This is a genomic window from Pseudomonas sp. S34 (assembly GCF_009866745.1).
GTDB classification, from domain to species: Bacteria; Pseudomonadota; Gammaproteobacteria; order Pseudomonadales; family Pseudomonadaceae; genus Aquipseudomonas; species Aquipseudomonas jessenii.
This window is the reverse complement of record NZ_CP019398.1, coordinates 6,173,429-6,193,359: the sequence shown is the minus strand read 5'-3', so window position 1 is coordinate 6,193,359 and position 19,931 is coordinate 6,173,429. Positions and strand designations below refer to the sequence as shown.

The 19,931-nt window shown below is 59.1% G+C and carries 16 protein-coding genes; 5 read left to right on the top strand and 11 right to left on the bottom strand.

All coding sequences use genetic code 11. The features are described from left to right. Positions 1-21 precede the first annotated feature (21 nt). The 7 genes from PspS34_RS27880 to PspS34_RS27850 all read right to left on the bottom strand — a co-directional run bounded on the left by PspS34_RS27880 (position 22) and on the right by PspS34_RS27850 (position 12,924). Positions 22-4,605 (bottom strand): DUF6543 domain-containing protein, encoded by a 4,584-nt coding sequence (locus tag PspS34_RS27880; protein WP_154860870.1) that lies wholly within the window; start codon positions 4,603-4,605, stop codon positions 22-24. 157 nt (positions 4,606-4,762) lie between these two features. Beyond that, complete coding sequence (locus PspS34_RS27875; protein WP_154860871.1) at positions 4,763-5,863, bottom strand: polyamine ABC transporter substrate-binding protein; 1,101 nt, start codon at positions 5,861-5,863, stop codon at positions 4,763-4,765. Positions 5,864-5,874: 11 nt separating this feature from the next. Next, complete coding sequence (locus PspS34_RS27870) at positions 5,875-6,906, bottom strand: histone deacetylase family protein (RefSeq protein WP_150812706.1); 1,032 nt, start codon at positions 6,904-6,906, stop codon at positions 5,875-5,877. A gap of 269 nt (positions 6,907-7,175) precedes the next feature. After that, the gene (locus tag PspS34_RS27865; protein WP_090452197.1) at positions 7,176-8,168 is read right to left on the bottom strand and encodes an AraC family transcriptional regulator; all 993 of its coding nucleotides are present in this window, start codon (positions 8,166-8,168) and stop codon (positions 7,176-7,178) included. 175 nt (positions 8,169-8,343) lie between these two features. Continuing rightward, positions 8,344-9,348, bottom strand: coding sequence for an asparaginase (locus PspS34_RS27860; RefSeq protein WP_154860872.1), 1,005 nt, complete (start codon positions 9,346-9,348; stop codon positions 8,344-8,346). A 167-nt stretch (positions 9,349-9,515) separates the two neighbouring features. Next, a complete protein-coding gene (locus tag PspS34_RS27855) occupies positions 9,516-10,967 on the bottom strand; it encodes an alanine/glycine:cation symporter family protein (RefSeq protein WP_090452195.1) in 1,452 nt (483 codons plus the stop codon). A 532-nt stretch (positions 10,968-11,499) separates the two neighbouring features. Further along, complete coding sequence (locus PspS34_RS27850; protein WP_046038891.1) at positions 11,500-12,924, bottom strand: aspartate ammonia-lyase; 1,425 nt, start codon at positions 12,922-12,924, stop codon at positions 11,500-11,502. Between the two features lie 180 nt (positions 12,925-13,104). On the opposite strand from PspS34_RS27850, the gene PspS34_RS27845 reads away from it, so the two are divergent. After that, positions 13,105-14,016, top strand: a complete 912-nt coding sequence (locus PspS34_RS27845) for a LysR substrate-binding domain-containing protein (RefSeq protein ID WP_090452193.1) — start codon at positions 13,105-13,107, stop codon at positions 14,014-14,016. A 63-nt stretch (positions 14,017-14,079) separates the two neighbouring features. Here PspS34_RS27845 and PspS34_RS27840 read toward each other — a convergent pair whose 3' ends face one another. Beyond that, the gene (locus tag PspS34_RS27840; RefSeq protein WP_154860873.1) at positions 14,080-14,643 is read right to left on the bottom strand and encodes a hypothetical protein; all 564 of its coding nucleotides are present in this window, start codon (positions 14,641-14,643) and stop codon (positions 14,080-14,082) included. Between the two features lie 65 nt (positions 14,644-14,708). Next, on the bottom strand, positions 14,709-15,383 hold the full coding sequence (locus PspS34_RS27835; protein ID WP_154860874.1) for a hypothetical protein: 675 nt from the start codon (positions 15,381-15,383) through the stop codon (positions 14,709-14,711). 430 nt (positions 15,384-15,813) lie between these two features. Between PspS34_RS27835 and purE the strand changes: the two genes are divergently transcribed. From purE to PspS34_RS27815, 4 genes are all read left to right on the top strand, one after another. Then, positions 15,814-16,305: a 5-(carboxyamino)imidazole ribonucleotide mutase gene (purE, locus tag PspS34_RS27830; protein ID WP_046038893.1), complete on the top strand. Its 492-nt coding sequence runs from the start codon at positions 15,814-15,816 to the stop codon at positions 16,303-16,305. Between the two features lie 11 nt (positions 16,306-16,316). Then, a complete protein-coding gene (locus tag PspS34_RS27825; protein ID WP_150812712.1) occupies positions 16,317-17,399 on the top strand; it encodes a 5-(carboxyamino)imidazole ribonucleotide synthase in 1,083 nt (360 codons plus the stop codon). Positions 17,400-17,506: 107 nt separating this feature from the next. Next, positions 17,507-17,752, top strand: coding sequence for a GlsB/YeaQ/YmgE family stress response membrane protein (locus tag PspS34_RS27820; RefSeq protein WP_150812713.1), 246 nt, complete (start codon positions 17,507-17,509; stop codon positions 17,750-17,752). Between the two features lie 87 nt (positions 17,753-17,839). After that, complete coding sequence (locus PspS34_RS27815) at positions 17,840-18,376, top strand: DUF3299 domain-containing protein (protein ID WP_090452186.1); 537 nt, start codon at positions 17,840-17,842, stop codon at positions 18,374-18,376. Between the two features lie 132 nt (positions 18,377-18,508). On the opposite strand, the gene PspS34_RS27810 is transcribed toward PspS34_RS27815, so the two are convergent. After that, positions 18,509-19,408 carry a D-hexose-6-phosphate mutarotase gene (locus tag PspS34_RS27810; protein ID WP_154860875.1) on the bottom strand — a complete coding sequence of 300 codons (900 nt, stop codon included), beginning with the start codon at positions 19,406-19,408 and terminating at the stop codon, positions 18,509-18,511. A gap of 69 nt (positions 19,409-19,477) precedes the next feature. Further along, positions 19,478-19,882, bottom strand: a complete 405-nt coding sequence (locus tag PspS34_RS27805) for a hotdog domain-containing protein (RefSeq protein WP_007942704.1) — start codon at positions 19,880-19,882, stop codon at positions 19,478-19,480. Positions 19,883-19,931 lie beyond the last annotated feature (49 nt).

The window sequence follows — 19,931 nt, the reverse complement described above, 5'->3', positions numbered from 1 at the left end:
TTTCCTTTTTGACGTGGCGGCTTACGAAAAGAACAGTGAGCGCGCCAGTTGCGGGCTGATCGCGCTGCGATAGATGGCGATCACCTGGCTGCTGGAAGCGGAATTAAGGTCGCTCCCTCCGGCCATCATCCGTTGATCACGCAGTTTCAAATGGGCGGCGGTAAACGCCTCGACAGGCGTATCAGAAGCGGCGTAGTGAAAATGGGCGTACCACAACGGTTGCCCGGTGCCTCGCTCGCGAATTTCGTACTCCTGCAGGTAATCCTTGCGTGGGCCTTTGAGTCGGCGTCGTTCACCACTGCGCACGACATCGATTTCATTTTTGCTTGATAGCCATTCGATGCGGGCGGCCGTGGGCGGCTGTTGCTTGATCATCTCGACCCGGATCCGGTAGCCCTCGGCATACAGTCGATCACGTGCCGCGTTCAAGTCAGCACCCAGTGTTGTCGTGGTGTCGGTCGTATTCGAAGCGGTCAGGGTCTGCTCGAGCGTCTTCGCGCTTTTGTCGAGCTGCTCGGCTTTGTGCTGGAACAACTCTTCGATTTCCACCGGGATACGGCCGGTTTTTTTCGCGCTCGCTTCGGTTTGCCGGATGAAGTTGTCCACACCGTCGAGCAGTGTCTGGCCTTGAGCGATTTGCGTGTCGAGGTCAGGCGCCTGGACGGTTGGGCGGCGACGTCGGGGTTGCACGCGCTCAATCCAGACGCCGGGTGTTTTTTCGTGAAAGGTGGCGATCACTTTGCCGGTCAAGGGGGATTTCACATCCAGCAGGATCGGCTCTCCCGATGCAGAGGGACGCACTTCGCCCACAACCGTACCCTTGAAGCGTGTCTTGACCACCCGTTTGCGCGATGCCGATGCGGGCTTTGATGGGCCGGGTCGGGGTTCTACCGGCCGTTGTTCGCGCAGCAGTTGCGCCAGATTGGCTTCGGTGTCCTGCTGGAATTCACTGATCCGTGTACGTACGTGTTTGAACGGTTGCTCCAGAACCGCGTCCTTGTGGGTGAGGCTGAAGTCTTCAAAGGCTTGGTCGATAGCGGCAAACTGTTCGAGCATGCCGTTGAGGCCTTCGATACGTTCGACTGCCGCCCAGGCACTGTTTTGCAGCATCAGTTCTTGCGAGGTCTGTATGACCAGGTTGGTGGTATCGAGCAAGCGCTCGAACGCGCCCCGGGCGTCGATCAGCGCGGCACTGTTACCTTCTTTCAGACAGACGTCGCGGGCCAGCGAAACCTGAAGCGCCTTGAGATCGTTAACGCTGAAAGCGGGCAGTTTTGCCCGGTAGGTACTGGCCACTTCCGCAGCATTTCTACCGAGTCGACTCAAGTCATGGAGCCGCGATTGGGCAAACTCTATTTTGCCGATCACACCCTCGGTCAGGTCGACCATTTTCCGGTAGGTTGCAGAATTACCGGTCCCGCCTGCCGTTTCCTCGGCATCGAGCAGCGCCAGGCTTTCCCTCAAGGTCTGCGCAAACGTTGCATTGTGCTGATCGAGCCACGTCTGGTTGAAGAACAATTGAGTGCCGAGCATCTCGACCATGGCGGTTCGGTAGTTGGGCACCGTTTCGAGCAGGTTCAGCGATTTCAACTGCTCGATAGGGGCGGCGTATTCCTGGGTACGGCGCTCGAGCTTCTCGAGGAACTGCGTTTGCGCGGCCGACAGTGCTTCGTCACCGACTGATTTTTTCATGGCGTTGTGGGCGTCCGTCAGCTCTGTACGTGCCCGCTCGCGTTCATTGTCAAACTCGGCCAGTTGCTTCTTGAGTTCGGCGATGCGTGCACGGTTTTGTTGCTTCAGTGCCTTGCGTCGGCTCGACAGACCGCCGCCGCGCAGGCGCAGGCGGGTGTCGACGAACCAGTCACCCCGTTGGTTGCTGATCAGCGCCGGACCGCTGCGAACGGGCTGCTGACGAGAGTCGATGATCGACACTTCGCCCGTGTCCTCGACGGCCACCTCGAACCAGCGCTCGCCCACCGGCGCATAAAAGGTGTTTTCCTTTCGATAGAGGTGGCGATAGACGCCGTTACCACTATCGGGCGGTGTGAGCTGTTCGGGTGGAGTGACCTTGAACTGATCCAGGGTTTTTGTCAGGTCCAAGGCCGCATCGGTTGCCACTGTCTGGCGATGTTGCACAGGAGGGGGCTCGCTGACGATGTCGGGTAATTGCACGACGGTCACAGGTTGTCGGGCCGGTTTTTCCGGTCGCTCGGTCGCTGTTGCAATGGGCTTTTCCTGGGCCCTGCGCGCAGGCGGATTACGCGTACTGGCGTGATGGGCAAGCACCATGGCCAGGGTCAGCAACAGGTCGGTCATGGCTGATTTCTGCTGCTGTTGGTCGCCACTGTCGGCAGCATCGAGGGTTTGCTGCAAGTCATCCAGTACTTGCCAGATCCAGGCGGCCGTCCCGACGGTTCGACCAAGAAAGGGCAGCGCCGCGTTAAGCAGCGTCCAGGCTGTCCGCTTGAAAATCGCCCAGCGATTTTGCGCGCTGGACAACGATTGCCGTTGCGCCAGTTCGACCAGTGCATTGACGTTGGCCTTGTACAGGACGGCCAGGTAATTGCCGCTGAGAACCCGCAAGCCGAGGGAAATCGGGCCGCTCATTTGCAGGGAGGTCAGCGGGTCGGCCAGCAGTTGAGAAATGCTCCAGACCGAAGGTCGGTCCCCGGTGAACGCATAGTTGGCGTAGTTGGCGCGGGCGTCGTCCGACAGCCAGGCGAGAACGGAATGGCGCAACGTCGGCGAGTGTTTGATGGCGTAGACCAAATTGGCCGGCGTTGGATACTGGCTCAGCGGTTGCTCAAGCATTGGCCGGTAAAGCAAGCACGGTCCCTTATCCGTCTGCCGGGGCCCGATCACGAACATGTTGGTCACTTCATCGGCGGCGCCACCGATGCGCCAGCCTGGCGCGAAGGCCAGTGGGCGAATCACGATTTCCTGGCCATCCACCCAGCGATTTGCGTCGAGCACTTGCACCACGGCGGCGACATAGCGATAACCGGTTTCGTCGATGCCATGCTGCTTGCGAATCTTCAGCTGCAAGGCCAGCAGCGGTAACTCGACGCGCAAATGGCTGGTGAACAGGTTTTGACGCCGCAGGTTTTCCACGGGGTCGGCGAGCAGTTTGCTTTTGATCAGCGCCGGGTAGTTCTGGCCGATGTCGACGCGTGTAATCAGTTCCTCCAGATAGCTCACCGTCATCCACTGCGGCAGCGCGGCGGCGCTGGAACTGCGTACGAACTTGTTGCCTTGCGGCAGGGCAATCAGGTTTTGCAGCGCTAGGTCGACCAGGCTCAGGGTGGTGCGCTCAGGGTCCACCGTTGGCACAAAGCTGCCCCAGACCACCAGGCTATCGACCACGATCTCGATGTCCGCCAGGTTCAGATGTGCGGCATCGGCATGTTGCTCGAGCATGACTTCGCGCAATCGATCCAGCGCAAATTCGCGGATCGGTTTGAGCCCGTCCAGAAAGGACTTCCCGGCGTTCTGATTGCGCACCGTCACCAGATCCATCAGATGACGGCTGTAAGCGGTGAGATCAGTGGATGACGCATCGGCCATCCAGTCTGGCAGCGATTGCTCGACCTGATTGAATCGCGAGGATGACTGTTTGTCCGTCGGGTCGAGTTCTTTGGTCGTACGGCTGACGTGGGGCGCCAGGTCCAGGTTTGCCGCCGCGGGTTCGTTGGCCAGCGCACCGATTGCATCGGCCTGCAGAGCTATCAGGTTGCACGCCAGGCGGTCGAAATAATTGCCCGGCGGTTCGATCAAGCGCCAATGCAGGACATTTCCCTGTACTTGCCCATCGGTGTCGGCCAGCAACGACGCGCCCAGTTCCTGCAAGGAGTCAAACGCCTGGAAGCCACGGGTGATGGTGTGAGTGAGAACCAGGGTACGGCTACCCAGCGTCCCGATCAGTACTGCCGTGTCGACGATGTTAATGTGCGTCGAAGCCGCGCCGCTTTGGCCGTCCAGGTCGATCAGGCAGGCGCGTGACTGATAAGGGTCATGCGCACGACGTGCGTTTTTGTCCGGGTAGGCGAAAAGCTTGCCGGCCATGGCGTGCTGGTCGCTGTCCCAGTCCGGGTTGGCTTCGATGTTCCACAGGTCGCGCAAGGATTTGGACAGTGCCTGCCAGCGTGGAGCCGATGCGCGGGTGAACTGGTTCCAGTAATCGACCTGCTGCTCTTGAAACGCGACAAACAGCAGCGGCGCCAACTCGTTGAGCAGACGCCCGATGGCATCGATGCTGACGGGCAGTTGCGCCGGTGTCTGCTCCTGGGGTTGCAGCGTGAGGTAGTGCTCGCCGTCGAGGTAGACCACGGGTGTTCGCGCTACGCCATGGCGCACCAGTGCGTCTGTCAGCGACTCGAAGTGCCTTGGCCCGGGCTCGACACTGCCATTGTGCAAGATCCAGGTCGGCGTCACCACCATGGCCAGGCGGGGATCGATTTGCAAATTCGGGTACAGCGCTTTCAGGGCTGGTTGCAGCGCATGTGTGGCGACTTCCCTGATCGAGGGGCCGGTTACCAATTGGGTGAGAAGGGCATCTTGATCAGAGGGGAGGCTGGTTTCAGACGAAGGGCTGGAGGTACTTGTCATGGTCACATCCTTTGTGAGGGTAGCAGGCACCGTGGAAGGTTCGGTGCGCGGTCCATTGCAAAGTAGCGACGGGTATAGCGGCGTTGGCGGTAAATAAATATCGCGGGCAAAAAAAAGACCTGCGCAAGCGCAGGTCAGGATAAACCCGCGTCGGTTATCAGGTGCCCGACTTGATCTTGGTCCAGGCCCGGGTCCGCGCGCGCTCGGCATCGCGCGGCAGCGGTTGCAGGGTGTAGAGCGTACCCATCGCCGCATCGGTCGGGTACAGGTTCGGGTTGTTGCGGATTGCGGGGTCGACCAGTTCCGTGGCGTCCTTGTTCGGGTTCGGGTAACCGACAAAGTCACTGACCGGTGCAATCACCTGCGGCTGTAGCAGGTAGTTGATGAAGGTGTAGGCGTCTTCGGGGTTTTTCGCCCCCTTCGGAATCGCCAGCATGTCGAACCAGATCGGCGCGCCTTCCTTCGGCAAACGCATGTCGACGACCACCCCATTCTTGGCTTCCTTGGCGCGATTGGCGGCTTGCGAGAAGCTGCCGGAATAGCCGACTGCGACACAGATGTCACCGTTGGCAATGTCGGCCATGTACTTGGACGAGTGGAAGTAGGTGATGTATGGACGGATCTTCATCAGCAGTGCTTCAGCCTTGTCATAGTCCGCAGGCTTCTTGCTGTTGGGGTCCAGGCCGAGGTGTTGCAGGGCCAGCGGCAGGATCTCCGAGGGCGAGTCGAGCAGGGCGACGCCGCACTGCTTGAGCTTGCTGATGTTTTCTTCCTTGAAGATCAGGTCCCAGCTGTCTACCGGCGCGTCGGCGCCCAGGGCTGCCTTGACCTTGTCCGGGTTGAAGCCGATCAGGATGGTCCCGTACATGTACGGCACGGCAAATTTGTTGTCCGGGTCGTTGGCTTCGATCAGCTTCATCAGCTTGGGATCGAGGTGGTTCCAGTTCGGCAGCTTGCTGCGGTCCAGGGGCTGGAATACGCCGGCTTCGATTTGCTTGGCAAGGAACACGTTGGACGGCACCACCACGTCGTAGCCGGAGTTGCCGGTCAGCAGCTTGGCTTCCAGTGCTTCGTTGGTGTCGAAGATGTCGTAGACCAGTTTGGTCTGGGCGTTCTGGGCCTTGAAGTCTTCCAGGGCCTTGGGGGTGATGTAGTCGAACCAGTTGTAGACGCGCAGCGTGCGTTCTTCAGCGTGCACGGCACCACCGAGCAGCGTGGCGCACAGCGCGGGAGCGATAAAGCGCTTGAGTCTGTTCATTGTTGTTTTCCTCACTGAGCGCTTTCAAAGCCTTCGAGTACGTTCACGGCGTTGATGCCGATTTCTTCCACCGCATAACCGCCTTCCATCACGAACAGCGTTGGCTTGCCGAGGCCGGCGATGCGCTTGCCCATGGCCAGGTAATCCGGGCTGTCGAGTTTGAATTGCGAGATCGGATCATCCTTGAAGGTATCGACGCCAAGGGACACCACGACGATGTCGGCGCCATAGCTTTCGATCTCTTTGCAGGCTTGTTCCAGCGCTGCGCTCCAGGTATCCCAGCCTGAACCGGCGGCCAACGGGTAGTTGAAGTTGAAGCCTTCACCGGCGCCTTCGCCCAGTTCGTCTTCATAGCCTAGGAAGAACGGGAACTCGGCTTCCGGGTGACCGTGGATCGAGGTGAACAGCACATCGCTTCGCTCGTAGAAAATCGACTGGGTGCCGTTGCCGTGGTGGTAATCGACGTCGAGGATCGCGACTTTTTTGTGGCCCTGATCGAGGAACGCCTGGGCAGCGATGGCGGCGTTGTTGAGGTAGCAATAACCACCCATCAAATCGCTGGCGGCGTGGTGTCCCGGTGGACGGCACAGGGCGAAAGCAGAACGGGCGCCGCGCTGGATTTCAGCTTGGGCGGTGAGCGCGACTTGTGCTGCGCTGTACGCCGCTTGCCAGGTGCCGGCGGTGATCGGTGCGCCGCCGTCGAAGCTGTAATAGCCGAGTTGGCCGTGCAGGCTGGTCGGTTTGATCGCACGCAAGGTGCGTGCAGGCCAGGTGTAGGGCAGCAGGTCACCGTCGGTGTTGAACTCGGTCCAGCGTGCCCAGGCACCTTTGAAGAAGTCGAGGTAGTCGCGGCTGTGAATGCGCGCGATGGGCTCAAGACCGAAATCCTTTGGCGCTTCGACTGGGCCAAGGTTTTGGTTCTGCACGCGTTGCAGCACATGATCGGCGCGCGATGGCATCTCGAAGCACGGCTTGAGCTGGCCGTCGATGAGTTCGCAGCGGCCATGGTGCAGGTGGTGATCGTCAGAGTAGATCGTCAGCATTTGTTGTTCTCCGCAGGGCTGATTCGGTTGCCCCCAGTGTTGCGGCGCACGGCGAATCGGAGAACGGCAGGAAAGGCCAAAAGGGGATCGATATGGCCAAAACATTTGACCGAAATTCGCCCCTTGATAATGCGGAGCTCTCGCGGCCGCCTTCGCGAGCAAGCTCGCTCCCACAGGTGAGCCTCAGTGCCCGCGATTTTTTTGTAAGACGCATACCCCTTGTGGGAGCGAGCTTGCTCGCGATGGCGGCAGATCGGTCACTACAGCCCTCAGGGCCGGAACTGACTCGGCGCTACACCACTCCAGCGCACAAAGGCATGGCGAAAACTCGCGGTCTCGCTGAAGCCCAACGCTTCGGCAATCTGATAGATCGGCAATTGATCCTCGCAAAGCATCTGCTTGGCCTGCTCGAAGCGCAGTTCGTCGAGCAGCTCCTGGTAGCTGCAACCCATGTCCTTGAGATGCCGGCGCAAGGTCCGCGCCGAACAGTTCATTTGCTCGGCCAGCCCCTCCAGCCCGGGCGCGGCATTCAGTTGCGCGCTGAGCAATTGGCGGATCCGCCCGAGCCAGGCCTGGCGCCCGGTGAACTCGATGTTCTGTTTGCGACAACGTTCGGCCATGGCCTGATGGGTGATCACATCGGCCAGCGGCAACGGCTGGTCGAGCCAGCGCTTGTCAAAGGCGAAGGCATTGTTGCGCGCGCCGAAGTGCACAGGGCAATCGAAGTGTTCGGCGTAGCTTGTCTCGTAGTCGGGCGCGGCATGTTCGAAGCGTGCGCCGAGCAAGGGCAAAGGATGGCCGAGCAGGTCGTCGCAGGTGACTTTCAGCGACACCAGGCAGAACTCGGCGTTGAACACCGCCATGGTCGGGCTCTCGCGGTAATCGGCGGCGGCGAACCAGATGCGTTCTCCATCGTCTTCAAGGCTCAGTTCGAAAAGTGTTCCCAGCAGCGCCGGATAACGCATCGCCAGACGCAAAGCGTCACCGAAGGTGGCACTGGTGAGCAAGGCGTAACCGAGCATGCCGTAGCAGGAGACGTGCATCCGCCGGCCCAGTTCCAGGCCGATGTCACGCTTGAGCGCGACAGCGTTGGCACAGACCTGCATTTCCTGATTGGTGGTGATACGCGTGTCGGCACGGTTCAGATCTGCCGCACTGATGCCGCTTCCGGCCAGCAGTGCTTCGCTGGACAAGCCTTGTGCCTTGAAGGCATCGAGTACCAGGGAGACGGCATTGAGGGTGGTGAGGTGGGAGTGGAGCATGGCAGCTTCCAGCCTTGGGATAGCTGGAACGCAGCAAGTTGCATGCCGAGGCACAAAACTGTAGGAGCGAGCCTGCTCGCGATGGTCGTGAACGATAACGCTGGCAGCCTGACACCCCGCGGCGATCTCTTGTCCATCGCGAGCAGGCTCGCTCCTACAGGTGTGTTGTGTGGTGTCAGCTCAATTCGCCGCAGAGGTCGAGTTCAACGAGACGGCGAACCTCGGCAGCTTCGAGTCCGGCTCCCAGCAAGCCATGCAACTTGCCAAACGCCGCCTCACGGGTCATGCCGCCACCGGACAGCACGCCAACTCCACGCAACCGGCTGCCCGCCTCATACACATCGAGCTTCACACCGCCTTCATGGCATTGGGTAACGGCAACCACCACCACGCCATTGTCCCGTGCACGACCGAGGCTGGCGAGAAACCCGGGGTTGTCGCTCGGCCCGGTGCCGCTGCCGTAGCACTCCAACACCAGGCCCTGAATGCCGCTGTCGAGCAATCCATCCAGCACCTCGGCGCTAATGCCGGGAAACAACGGCAGCACTGCGACGTTCGCCAATTGTTTGGGTTGGTTGTAGTTCAACTGTGTTGGTAGCGAAGGCGCTTTCATACCGCCACCCTGACGCTCCAGTCGCTTGAACGGATGACGGCCAAAACTGCGTACTTTGGCGCAACGGGTCGGGTCCAGCAGTTCGCCATGGAAGTACAGATGCACGCCCGGCGCCAGGCCCTGGCCCAGCGCAACCAGCGCGCCGCCGAGGTTTTCCCAGGCGTCGCTGTCAGTTACACCTGCCGGCAGCATCGAGCCGGTGAAGCACACGCGGGCATGCAGGCCGAGCAACTGGAAACTCATCGCGGCCGCGCTGTAGGCCAGGGTGTCGGTGCCATGCAGGATCAGCACGCTGTCGCAGCCCTGAACATCCACCGCATCGACCACTGCTTCACGCAACTGCTGCCAGTACGTCGGGGTCATGTTGGCACTGTCGATCAGCGGCGACATTTCACGGAAACGCCATTGCGGTACCACCAGCTCAGGCTGGCTGTGCAGATAGTCACGCATCCGCGCTTCGAAGCCGGACGCCGGGGCCAGGCCGTTGGCGCTGGCCTGCATACCGATGGTGCCGCCGGTGTAGAGCACCATGACGGGCTGAGCGGCGGGATAGGTCGACGAATTCATGAAGATTCTCCGAAAGGAAGAGTTCCTGTGGGAGCGAGCTTGCTCGCGATAGCGGTATGTCAGACATCGCTCTATTGACTGACAGTGCGCCATCGCGAGCAAGCTCGCTCCCACAGTTTTTCGAACTTTAACTGACGGGCGCACGCGATGCGCCCGTCATTCACCTGTCAGCGTTGCGCTGCGGGTACGCCTTGCGGCTCAACTTCAGTCTTGCCGACAGCGGCAGGCGGGTTGGCCGGCCACGCCTGGCGATCCAGATCCAGATCCGGGAACTTGGCGGAGTCGAACACCGGAGTCTTGATCCCGGCGGCGCGTTGGTCATCGTAGTCACGCAGGATGCGCATGCCGACCTTGAACAGCAGGAAGAGCGCGATCAGGTTGACGAACGCGAGCATGGTCATGGTGATGTCGGCGAAAGCGAACACGGTGCCGAGGTTTTCGATGGCGCCCCAGAAAATCAGCACCAGTACCAGCGCGCGATAGCCCATCAGCGCTTTGCGGTTTTCACCGATCAAAAAGCGCAGGTTGTTCTCACCCAGGTAGTAGTTGTAGAGGATCGAGGTGAACACGAACAATGCCAGAGCTACGGAGATGAACATCCGGCCCCAGTCACCGACCACGGCGGCCAGCGAGTTCTGGGTCAGGGCAATGCCGTCGCCTTCGAAGCCAGGGGTGTAGAAACCGGAGAGCAGAATCAGCAACGCGGTGCAGGTGCAGATCACGAAGGTATCGAGGAACACGCTGAACGCCTGGACCACGCCTTGCGCCACCGGGTGTTCGACCGCTGCAACCGCCGCCACGTTAGGTGCACTGCCCAGACCTGCTTCGTTGGCGAACACGCCACGCTTCACGCCCATGATAATGGCGCTGCCGATCAGGCCGCCGAAAGCCTGGTCCAGACCGAAGGCGCTCTTGACGATGGTCATCAGCATGTCCGGCACCTGGTCGAACTGCAGCACGATCACGTAGATGGTCACGCCGATGTACGCCAGGGTTTTCACCGGCACCAACAGGTCGGCGACCTTGGCGATGCGCTTGATCCCGCCGATGAACACCAGGCCCAGCAGCACGGCCAGGCCGATGCCGGTGTAAGTGGTGTCGAGGCCGAACGCGTTGTTCAGCGAGTGCGTCACAGCGTGGGCTTGCAGGCCGTTGAAGGCGAAGCCGAACGTCACCAGCAACAGGAACGCCATCAGCATGCCCAACCAGCGTTTTTGCAAACCGTGCTGGATGTAATAGGACGGGCCACCGCGGAACTGGCCTTCGGAATCGCAGCGCTTGTAGAGCTGGCCGAGGGAGCATTCGAAGAAGCTGCTGGACATGCCGACCAGCGCGGTCACCCACATCCAGAACACCGCACCTGGGCCACCGAGGGTCACGGCAATGCCGACACCGGCGATGTTGCCCGCACCGACACGGCCGGCGAGGCTGAGCATCAGGGCCTGGAACGAGCTCAGTTGCCCGGCGCTGCTTTTGAGGCTGTCGCGGAACACCGCGAACATGTGGAAGAAGTGACGCAATTGAACGAAACGCGAGCGGATCGTGAAGTAGCTACCGAGCCCGACAATGAGCACGATCAGTACTTTCCCTGAGAGGAAGTCGTTAATGACTTCGAGCATGGATTATTCCTCGCTGTTTTTTGTGTAGGCAACAATGCTGGCCGGACAGACACATCGAGTTACACCCCTTGGCGCACGGCACAATGGGCGGTACGAAGTTCGTCCCGGTTTCATATCGCGGGTTTGTTATTAGTTCGGGTTTCGCATGGGTTGTGGCCTCGCTACCGACGACCGCTCATGCGAAGAGGGGCGGCACTATACCGATGACAGTGCCGTCCGTCTGCACGGTTGTGGTGCATGCGGTGAAACGAAGCCTTTGAAACACCTGACATTTTTGCTGTCAGGCTATGTGGGAACTGCTCTTGGTGGGAGCGGGCTTGCTCGCGAAAGCGGTGTATCAGACACGTCATTGTTGAATGTGCCACCGCCTTCGCGAGCAAGCCCGCTCCCACATTGGTCAGTCCCCAGACATACGGTTTTCACTGGCAAATGGTTAAAAAAAAGGGCCTGGAGATTGATCTCCAAGCCCTCAAAAGGTGAGAGGTGTCTAGTCCCTCGACCTGGTGAGCGGTGCTACAAGTAATGCGTCGGGTTATGCCTTCAGAGGCACCAGACGCGGAGCAATCATGTTTTCCGGGCGCAGGATGTCGGCGAGCATGGCTTCGTCGAGCAGACCTTCTTCGCGCACCAGTTCCAGCACGCCACGGCCGCTTTCAAGGGCGAGGCCGGCGATGCGGGTGGCATTTTTGTAGCCGATGTACGGGTTCAGTGCGGTGACCAGGCCGATCGAGTGCTCGACCAGTTCACGGCAGCGTGCTTCGTTGGCGGTGATGCCGACGATGCAGTGCTCGCGCAGCATGTCCATGGCGCGTTGCAGCAGGCGGATCGAGTCGAAGATCTTGAAGGCGATCAGCGGCTCCATCACGTTCAGTTGCAGTTGGCCGCCTTCGGCCGCGATGGTCAGGGCCAGGTCGTTACCGATGATCTGGAACGCTACCTGGTTGACCGCTTCCGGAATAACCGGGTTGACCTTGCCTGGCATGATCGAGCTGCCTGGCTGACGCGCCGGCAGGTTGATCTCGTTGATGCCGGTGCGTGGGCCGCTGGACAGCAGGCGCAGGTCGTTGCAGATCTTCGACAGCTTGACCGCGGTACGCTTGAGCATGCCGGAGAACAGCACGAAGGCGCCCATGTCGGAGGTGGCTTCGATCAGGTCGGCGGCCGGTACCAGCGGTTGACCGCTGATTACTGCCAGACGCTGAACAGCCAGGTGCTGGTAACGCGGGTCGGCGTTGATGCCGGTGCCGATCGCGGTGCCGCCCAGGTTAACTTCCGTCAGCACTTCCGGTGCCAGAGTCTTCAGGCGTGCGAGGTCTTCACCCAGGGTAGTGGCGAACGCACGGAATTCCTGACCCAAGGTCATCGGAACGGCGTCTTGCAGTTGGGTACGACCCATCTTCAGGACGTGGTTGAATTCTTCACCCTTGGCCGCGAATGCCTGAATCAGGCTGTCGAGGCTGGCGAGTAAGGCGTCGTGACCGAGCAACAGACCCAGACGGATCGCTGTCGGGTAGGCGTCGTTGGTCGACTGCGCCATGTTCACGTCGTCGTTCGGGTGCAGGTACTGATACTCGCCTTTCTGGTGACCCATGGCCTCCAGTGCGATGTTGGCGATGACTTCGTTGGCATTCATGTTGGTCGAAGTGCCAGCACCGCCTTGAATCATGTCCACCACGAACTCTTCGTGGAAGTCGCCGCGGATCAAACGTGCACAAGCTTCGCTGATGGCGGCGTGCTTGGCTTCGCTCAGGTGACCCAACTCACGGTTGGCGTCGGCAGCGGCCTGTTTAACCATGGCCAGACCGACAACCAGTTTCGGGTAGTGCGAAATCGGAACGCCCGAAAGGCGGAAGTTATTCACCGCTCGCAGGGTCTGGATACCGTAATACGCTTGAGCCGGTACTTCGAGGGCGCCAAGCAGGTCATTTTCTGTGCGGAATGATGCAGCGGAGGACATGATGGAAATCATCTCAATATGGACCCGGTCTGTGCCGGAACGCTGTGAATGCTAGGCTTGTGCAGAATTTTGGGCCAATGCTGTTAAGCACTAGCCTATGCACATTCGGCATAATGCCCGTGTGACGCCGGCCTGACGGCGAACGTGTGACCTAAATTGGTGCGTGTCCGGGAGGACGTGATGAATCTGGAAAGCAAATGGCTGGAGGACTTCAGTGCCCTGGCCGCCACCCGCAGTTTCTCCCAGGCCGCCGAGCGGCGTTTTGTGACGCAGCCGGCGTTCAGTCGGCGAATCCGCAGCCTTGAAGCCGCGTTGGGGCTGACCCTGGTCAACCGTTCGCGCACGCCGGTGGAGCTGACGGCGGCAGGGCAATTGTTTCTGGTCACCGCGCGCACCGTGGTCGAACAGCTGGGCGAAGTATTGCGCCATCTGCATCACCTGGAGGGCGGGCAGGGCGAAGTGATGCAGGTCGCTGCCGCGCACTCCCTGGCGCTCGGTTTCTTTCCGCGCTGGATCGCGCAGTTGCGCAACGAAGGTTTGAACATCGCCACTCGGCTGGTGGCGACCAACGTCGGCGACGCGGTGCATGCCTTGCGCGAAGGCGGCTGCGATCTGATGCTGGCGTTCTACGACCCGGATGCGGCGATGCAGATGGACCCCGAAATCTTCCCCTCGCTACACCTTGGCCACACCGAGATGCTGCCGGTCTGCGCGGCAGACGCCGAGGGCAAGCCGCTGTTCGATCTGGAAGGCGAAGGCAGCGTGCCGTTGCTGGCCTACAGCGCCGGTGCGTTCCTCGGTCGTTCGGTGAACATGTTGCTGCGCCAACGGGCACTGCGCTTCACCACTATCTATGAAACCGCCATGGCCGACAGCCTGAAAAGCATGGCCCTTGAAGGCCTGGGCATCGCCTGGGTGCCGCAACTCAGCGTGCGCGCCGAGCTGGCGCGCGGTGAGCTGGTGGTCTGTGGCGGCCCGCAATGGCATGTGCCGCTGGAGATTCGCCTGTATCGGTGTGCGTTGGTGCGCAAGGCCAATGTGCGGTTGTTGTGGCGCAAGTTGGAGGGCGGAGCGGCGGGCTCTGCCTCCTGAGGGTGAAGCGTGATCAAGGCCAATCGAGTTGGCCTTGATCTGTCGAAAACGGCGTCAATCAGATCAAGGGAGCTGATTGAGGTAATTGCGAATGTTCTCTTGGTTTTTCTTGCTGAAGACAAACGCCGACTTTCCTGTGGTTTCGTACATTATCGATTTGTAGGTTCCGTAGTAGGTGGAAACGTTTTCATCGCTATCTTCATGCTCGGCATCGAGCATATGCCCAACCTCATGGGATGCAGTTAATTTCGATGTGATCGAGGCAATTCCTAGCGCACCTTGGCTTTGAGCAATACCCAGCGTTTTTTTATTGATGTCGTCGCGCGTTAATAGCAAATACTTGTTGATAGTGGCATCGTTAGTGTCGCTCTCTTGATTTTCCAGATGGGTAAGGAGAGTGTCTTGAAGTTGACTTATCAAGAGCTCCAAATTTTCGGATTTATAGTTGAAGCTACTTAATGTTGGGGCATCTGAAGGTTGTATTAAAATAACGTCCATTGTACGGCCGGAGATGCGTGAAATCGTATCTTCCAGCCAATCGAAATACTCTTGATGCAGCCAGTCTTCGTTAATATTGTTCAGGTCTTCGTGCAAGAAGACGGTAAGCTTGATCGGTCGTTTTGACATAATATAATCCATTGGTTTTTCAAGTCATAAATGGCTCGAGTTGAAATTGGGGGGGCGTTGAAGTTTCAATACAGGCTGTCTACATAGTCCTTGATGCGCTTTCGATTTGCATCGCTAAATACCATGCAATTCGACCTGAGTTGCAGGGGTGGGAGCATGAAGGTTTCGCACCACCAACCGTCATACAAAACTTCGCCATCTTCATGATCGGCGTTGAAGGTGTGCCCCAGTTCATGGCCGATCCCTTGCTTTAAATCAAGAGACGCAATGGCGGCTCTTCCCGGTTGTGCATCCGCGATACCTCCAACGCCTCCGAAAAAGGGATGGCCGTTAATCATATCGTTAGTGATCAAAAGCACTCTGTCGTTGCCAGACACTCGAAATTCCTTATCATCATTTCTTTTCTTTCTGTATTGCCAGGCAAGTTCACTCCACTCCTTTATTACTTTCTCTTGGTCGGAACTTCTGTATTTGAAGTTACTGTATGGGGCTATGTATTCATCAAAAACCACATGGGCCTTGCGCCCGGTGATGCTTTGAAACTCTTCAATGAAAGGATGAATGTAATCACCATATATGCTGTCTCTTTTTGATTTCGGTATGTCGTCATGGAAGATGAAGTAAATCCGAATTGGATCGAGGCGGTCATCTTTCAACGGCGGGCTGTCGTTAGCGTGAATATTGAGGCTCAAAAGTAATGCAGCTATAAAAGTCATGAATTTCATCAATGGGTTTTGCATTCCGATATCTCATTGTGAATCCGCCTTCAAACTATGTGAGGGGATTTGACGCATCTATAAATGGGTTGGTGCGATTATTAAAAATAACTGTCGTGCAGTTATATATCATCCGGCGCGTGGGTTTGCTTTTGATAGTGTTTTAAAAAGTATTGCGCAGGGCAGTGATCGAAGTTTATTGGTTTGAAGTTGTTAGTGATCTTCGAGGCTTCATTACTAACTAAAATTCTTGACCTTCAAATCAATAAAACCGCTGTTTGGCCCCAGATGACAGATGGTCGCGACAGGGGCTGTTTATCTGTCGTATTGCGGTATACTGCGCGGCCTTCGGCCGGTTACGACCGGCCATAATTCGTACAATCAAGCCACGCATCCTGCGTGGCTTGTTGTTTTTTGATGCGCCTGAGGGCGCCCAGAGAGAAGAGGCACGACGATGAGTGCACTGGTTGGCGTGATCATGGGCTCCAAGTCCGATTGGTCCACCCTTAGCCACACCGCCGATATGCTGGAAAAGCTCGGCATCCCTTACGAGGTGAAGGTGGTTTCTGCCCACCGCACCCCGGACCTGCTGTTCCAGTACGCTGAAGAAGCCGAGGCGCGTGGCATCGAGGTGATCATCGCCGGTGCTGGCGGCGCGGCCCACTTGCCAGGCATGTGTGCGGCCAAGACCCACCTGCCGGTGCTGGGCGTACCGGTGCAGTCGGCAATGCTTTCGGGGGTTGATTCGCTGCTTTCCATTGTGCAGATGCCAGCAGGCATTCCGGTCGCCACCCTGGCCATCGGCAAGGCGGGCGCGATCAACGCGGCGCTGCTGTCGGCGAGTATCCTTGGCGCCAAGCACCCGCAGTTCCACGCGGTGCTGAAAACCTTCCGTGCTGAGCAGACAGACAGCGTCCTGGACAATCCAGACCCACGCATCGCCTGAGGTTGTTGACGATGAAGATCGGTGTAATCGGTGGCGGCCAGTTGGGTCGCATGTTGGCGCTGGCGGGCACTCCGCTGGGCATGAACTTCGCTTTCCTGGACCCGGCTCCGGATGCTTGCGCAGCCGCGTTGGGCGAACACCTGCGAGCCGATTACGGCGATCAGGATCACCTGCGCCAGCTGGCCGATGAAGTCGATCTGGTGACCTTCGAGTTCGAAAGCGTTCCGGCCGAGACCGTGGCTTTCCTGTCGCAATTCGTCCCGGTCTATCCGAGCGCCGAAGCGCTGCGCATCGCCCGCGATCGTTGGTTCGAGAAGAGCATGTTCAAGGACCTGGGGATTCCTACCCCGGCGTTCGCCGACATTCAGTCCCAGGCTGATCTGGACGACGCCGTGGCTTCCATCGGCCTGCCGGCGGTGCTGAAGACCCGTACCTTGGGTTACGACGGCAAGGGTCAGAAAGTCCTGCGCACGCCAGAAGATGTGGTTGGCACCTTTGCCGAGCTGGGCAGCGTGGCCTGTCTGCTGGAAGGCTTCGTGCCGTTCACCGGTGAAGTCTCGCTGATCGCCGTGCGTGCCCGCGACGGTGAAACCCGCTTCTATCCGCTGGTACACAACACCCACGACAGCGGCATCCTCAAGCTGTCCGTGGCCAGCACCGATCACCCGCTGCAAGCCTTGGCCGAAGACTACTCCAGCCGTGTGCTCAAGCAACTGGATTACGTCGGCGTGATGGCGTTCGAGTTCTTTGAAGTCGACGGTGGCCTCAAGGCCAACGAAATCGCCCCGCGAGTGCACAACTCCGGGCACTGGACCACCGAAGGCGCCGAGTGCAGCCAGTTCGAAAACCACCTGCGGGCCGTTGCCGGTCTGCCGTTGGGTTCGACGGCCAAGGTCGGCGAAAGCGCGATGCTCAACTTCATCGGCAAAGTGCCTGAGACCGAGAAGGTCCTGAGCATCGCCGATTGCCATCTGCATCACTATGGCAAGGCGTTCAAGGTCGGTCGCAAGGTCGGTCACGCCAACCTGCGTTGTGCGGATCGCGAAACGCTGACCGCGCAGATCCTCAAGGTCGAAGCGCTAATCGCCGAATAGTTTCATGTGGCAGCGGCGGAACCATTCAGGGACCGCCGTTCTCTCATGGCAGGATGCCAAAGTCTGACTAGGCTTTGGCATGACCACTCCATATTGAGGGAAATGCCATGGGAATTATCGGAACCATCTTTATCGGCTTGATTGTCGGCCTGTTGGCGCGGTTCCTGAAACCGGGCGATGACAACATGGGCTGGATCATGACCATCCTGCTCGGTATCGGCGGTTCGCTGGCGGCCACTTACGGTGGCCAGGCTCTGGGCATTTATCAGGCTGGTCAAGGCGCAGGCTTCATCGGTGCGCTGGTGGGCGCCGTTGTGTTGCTGGTGATCTACGGACTGATCAAAAAGAACTGATCCAGGCGACAAAGTCCTCTCGGTCGCACAAGCCGGGAGGGCTAGAATGCTCGGCGTTTTCTGATCACTCCTATACCGAGCACTTTCATGCGCCGTCTTCTGCTGACTTTACTTTTATTGGGAACGGGCCTTGCCCATGCTGGCGAGCTGCCGGAAACCGACTGGCTCGAATTGATGCCCAAGTCGGACCAGAAGGCCCTCGAGGCCATGCCTGAAATCGACCACAACTCCCCTGAGGCCAATGGCACTTTCACCGACAAGGGTGGGATGAAGCAGGCCAAAGGCTTGCCGGCGGTGATGTACTCGACCAAGACCGTTGCGTCGATGAACGACAAGAACATCCGCATTGGCGGTTACCCCGTGCCGCTGGAGTCCGATGCCAAGGGCCGCAGTACGTTGTTCTTCCTGGTGCCGTACCCGGGCGCGTGCATCCACGTGCCGCCGCCGCCGCCCAACCAACTGGTGCTGGTGCGCTATCCAAAGGGCCTGAAACTGAACGATATCTACACGCCGCTGTGGGTCACCGGCACGCTGAAGGTCGAGAAGGTCAGCAATGACTTGGCGGATGCGGCGTATGCGCTGGATGCGGCGACGGTGCGGGTGGTGAAGGAATCGGATCTGTAACGCGCCACTCAAGCCGGCATAAACCCAATGTGGGAGCGGGCTTGCTCGCGAAGAGGCCGTAACATTCAACATCATCGTTGACTGGTACACCGCCTTCGCGAGCAAGCCCGCTCCCACATCAGTTTTGTGGTGTTAGAGCGATTTGCTGGCGATGCTCACGCCCAAGGTATGGCTGGCACCTGGTGCCAGGTTCACCACATCACCCATCACGTTCGCCGTCTCGATGCACAGCATGCGCTGCCAACCGTCGTCGGCCATGTCGCTGAATGCAGCGGCGCGGTCGATCCACGGGTTCCAGATCACCGCCGTACGCGATCCACAGCTGGTCAGTTCGATGCGTCGCTCCCAGGCCGGATCGACGATGCTCAGCAGTGGCGGGGCATCGAGATAGATGCGGTCGGTTTCGCCGGTAAAACGCAGATCACCGGTCTGGGTTACGGTTTTCCAGTTATCCAGGGTTTCGATGTACTTGAGACCGCCCACACCTTCGACATGCACCTCGCGCACATCGCTGACGGCAAAGTAACTGTGCAGCGCCTGGCTGATGCTGACGGTTTCAGCGCCCCGGTTATGGCTGGTCAGGTGGATGTGCAACTGCTCGTCGAGGCGAATGCTCAGCTTCAAGTCCACCTGGTGCGGCCAGCCAGGAAAGCCGCCGTCGGGGTAGGGCAGGAGGAATTCGACTTTCAGGCTTTCGCCTTCGGCTTCGATGCCGCCCAGCTCCCAATCCATCGCTCGCACGAAGCCGTGAGCCGACGGCGCTTCATTGCTGACGCGCATCGCCTGCACGCTTTGCGGGTTACGGTCGAAGACGCCGAACCACGGCCAGCACACCGGCACGCCGGCACGGATGCTCTTGCCGGTCTTGAACACGGCCTCGTCATTGAGCCAGATCAGTGGCGGCTGGCCGGCCAGTTGATAACTGAGGATGTGCGCGCCTTGCTGGGCCACCAGTAATTCAGCCTGACCGTGGCGAATACGCCAACAGTTCAGTTCATCCAGTTTTACGGCTTCAACATTGGGCGTGCTCATGGGACAGCTCTCGATCAGTAACGTGGACGACTATCGACCGCAAAACGGCTACCAGGTTTAGAAGTTCTTTCAGCGAGCCCGGGGTGGAACCGAACGGGTGCGACCGCTGCCGTCGATGGCAACGAACACAAACACCGCTTCGGTTACTTTACGCCACTCGCTGGACAGTGGGTCGTCGCTCCAGACCTCGACCATCATCTTGATCGAGCTGCGGCCGATTTCCAGGGCCTGGGTATAAAAGGAGAGCTGAGCGCCCACCGCCACCGGAACCAGAAACGCCATGCGGTCGATTGCAACGGTGGCAACGCGTCCGCCGGCGACCTTGCTGGCCATCGCGGTGCCTGCCAAATCCATCTGCGCCACCAGCCAGCCGCCGAAAATATCGCCAAAGCCGTTGGTTTCGCGTGGGAGCGCGGTGATTTGCAAGGCCAGGTCGCCTTGCGGGATCGGATCTTCTTGTTCGAGTTCTATCATGCCGGGGGGCCTCTGACCCGTGACTCTTCGTTGGTATTGCTGGTGGTAG

What these genes read in the sequence shown, in the direction of transcription:
- PspS34_RS27845 (WP_090452193.1), top strand. Translation starts at nt 13,105, where the DNA reads ATGAATCTGGAAAGCAAATGGCTGGAGGACTTCAGTGCCCTGGCCGCC.
- PspS34_RS27880 (WP_154860870.1), bottom strand. Translation starts at nt 4,605, where the DNA reads ATGACAAGTACCTCCAGCCCTTCGTCTGAAACCAGCCTCCCCTCTGAT.
- PspS34_RS27810 (WP_154860875.1), bottom strand. Translation starts at nt 19,408, where the DNA reads ATGAGCACGCCCAATGTTGAAGCCGTAAAACTGGATGAACTGAACTGT.
- PspS34_RS27870 (WP_150812706.1), bottom strand. Translation starts at nt 6,906, where the DNA reads ATGCTGACGATCTACTCTGACGATCACCACCTGCACCATGGCCGCTGC.
- purE (WP_046038893.1), top strand. Translation starts at nt 15,814, where the DNA reads ATGAGTGCACTGGTTGGCGTGATCATGGGCTCCAAGTCCGATTGGTCC.
- PspS34_RS27840 (WP_154860873.1), bottom strand. Translation starts at nt 14,643, where the DNA reads ATGTCAAAACGACCGATCAAGCTTACCGTCTTCTTGCACGAAGACCTG.
- PspS34_RS27865 (WP_090452197.1), bottom strand. Translation starts at nt 8,168, where the DNA reads ATGCTCCACTCCCACCTCACCACCCTCAATGCCGTCTCCCTGGTACTC.
- PspS34_RS27825 (WP_150812712.1), top strand. Translation starts at nt 16,317, where the DNA reads ATGAAGATCGGTGTAATCGGTGGCGGCCAGTTGGGTCGCATGTTGGCG.
- PspS34_RS27820 (WP_150812713.1), top strand. Translation starts at nt 17,507, where the DNA reads ATGGGAATTATCGGAACCATCTTTATCGGCTTGATTGTCGGCCTGTTG.
- PspS34_RS27850 (WP_046038891.1), bottom strand. Translation starts at nt 12,924, where the DNA reads ATGTCCTCCGCTGCATCATTCCGCACAGAAAATGACCTGCTTGGCGCC.
- PspS34_RS27805 (WP_007942704.1), bottom strand. Translation starts at nt 19,882, where the DNA reads ATGATAGAACTCGAACAAGAAGATCCGATCCCGCAAGGCGACCTGGCC.
- PspS34_RS27855 (WP_090452195.1), bottom strand. Translation starts at nt 10,967, where the DNA reads ATGCTCGAAGTCATTAACGACTTCCTCTCAGGGAAAGTACTGATCGTG.
- PspS34_RS27835 (WP_154860874.1), bottom strand. Translation starts at nt 15,383, where the DNA reads ATGCAAAACCCATTGATGAAATTCATGACTTTTATAGCTGCATTACTT.
- PspS34_RS27815 (WP_090452186.1), top strand. Translation starts at nt 17,840, where the DNA reads ATGCGCCGTCTTCTGCTGACTTTACTTTTATTGGGAACGGGCCTTGCC.
- PspS34_RS27875 (WP_154860871.1), bottom strand. Translation starts at nt 5,863, where the DNA reads ATGAACAGACTCAAGCGCTTTATCGCTCCCGCGCTGTGCGCCACGCTG.
- PspS34_RS27860 (WP_154860872.1), bottom strand. Translation starts at nt 9,348, where the DNA reads ATGAATTCGTCGACCTATCCCGCCGCTCAGCCCGTCATGGTGCTCTAC.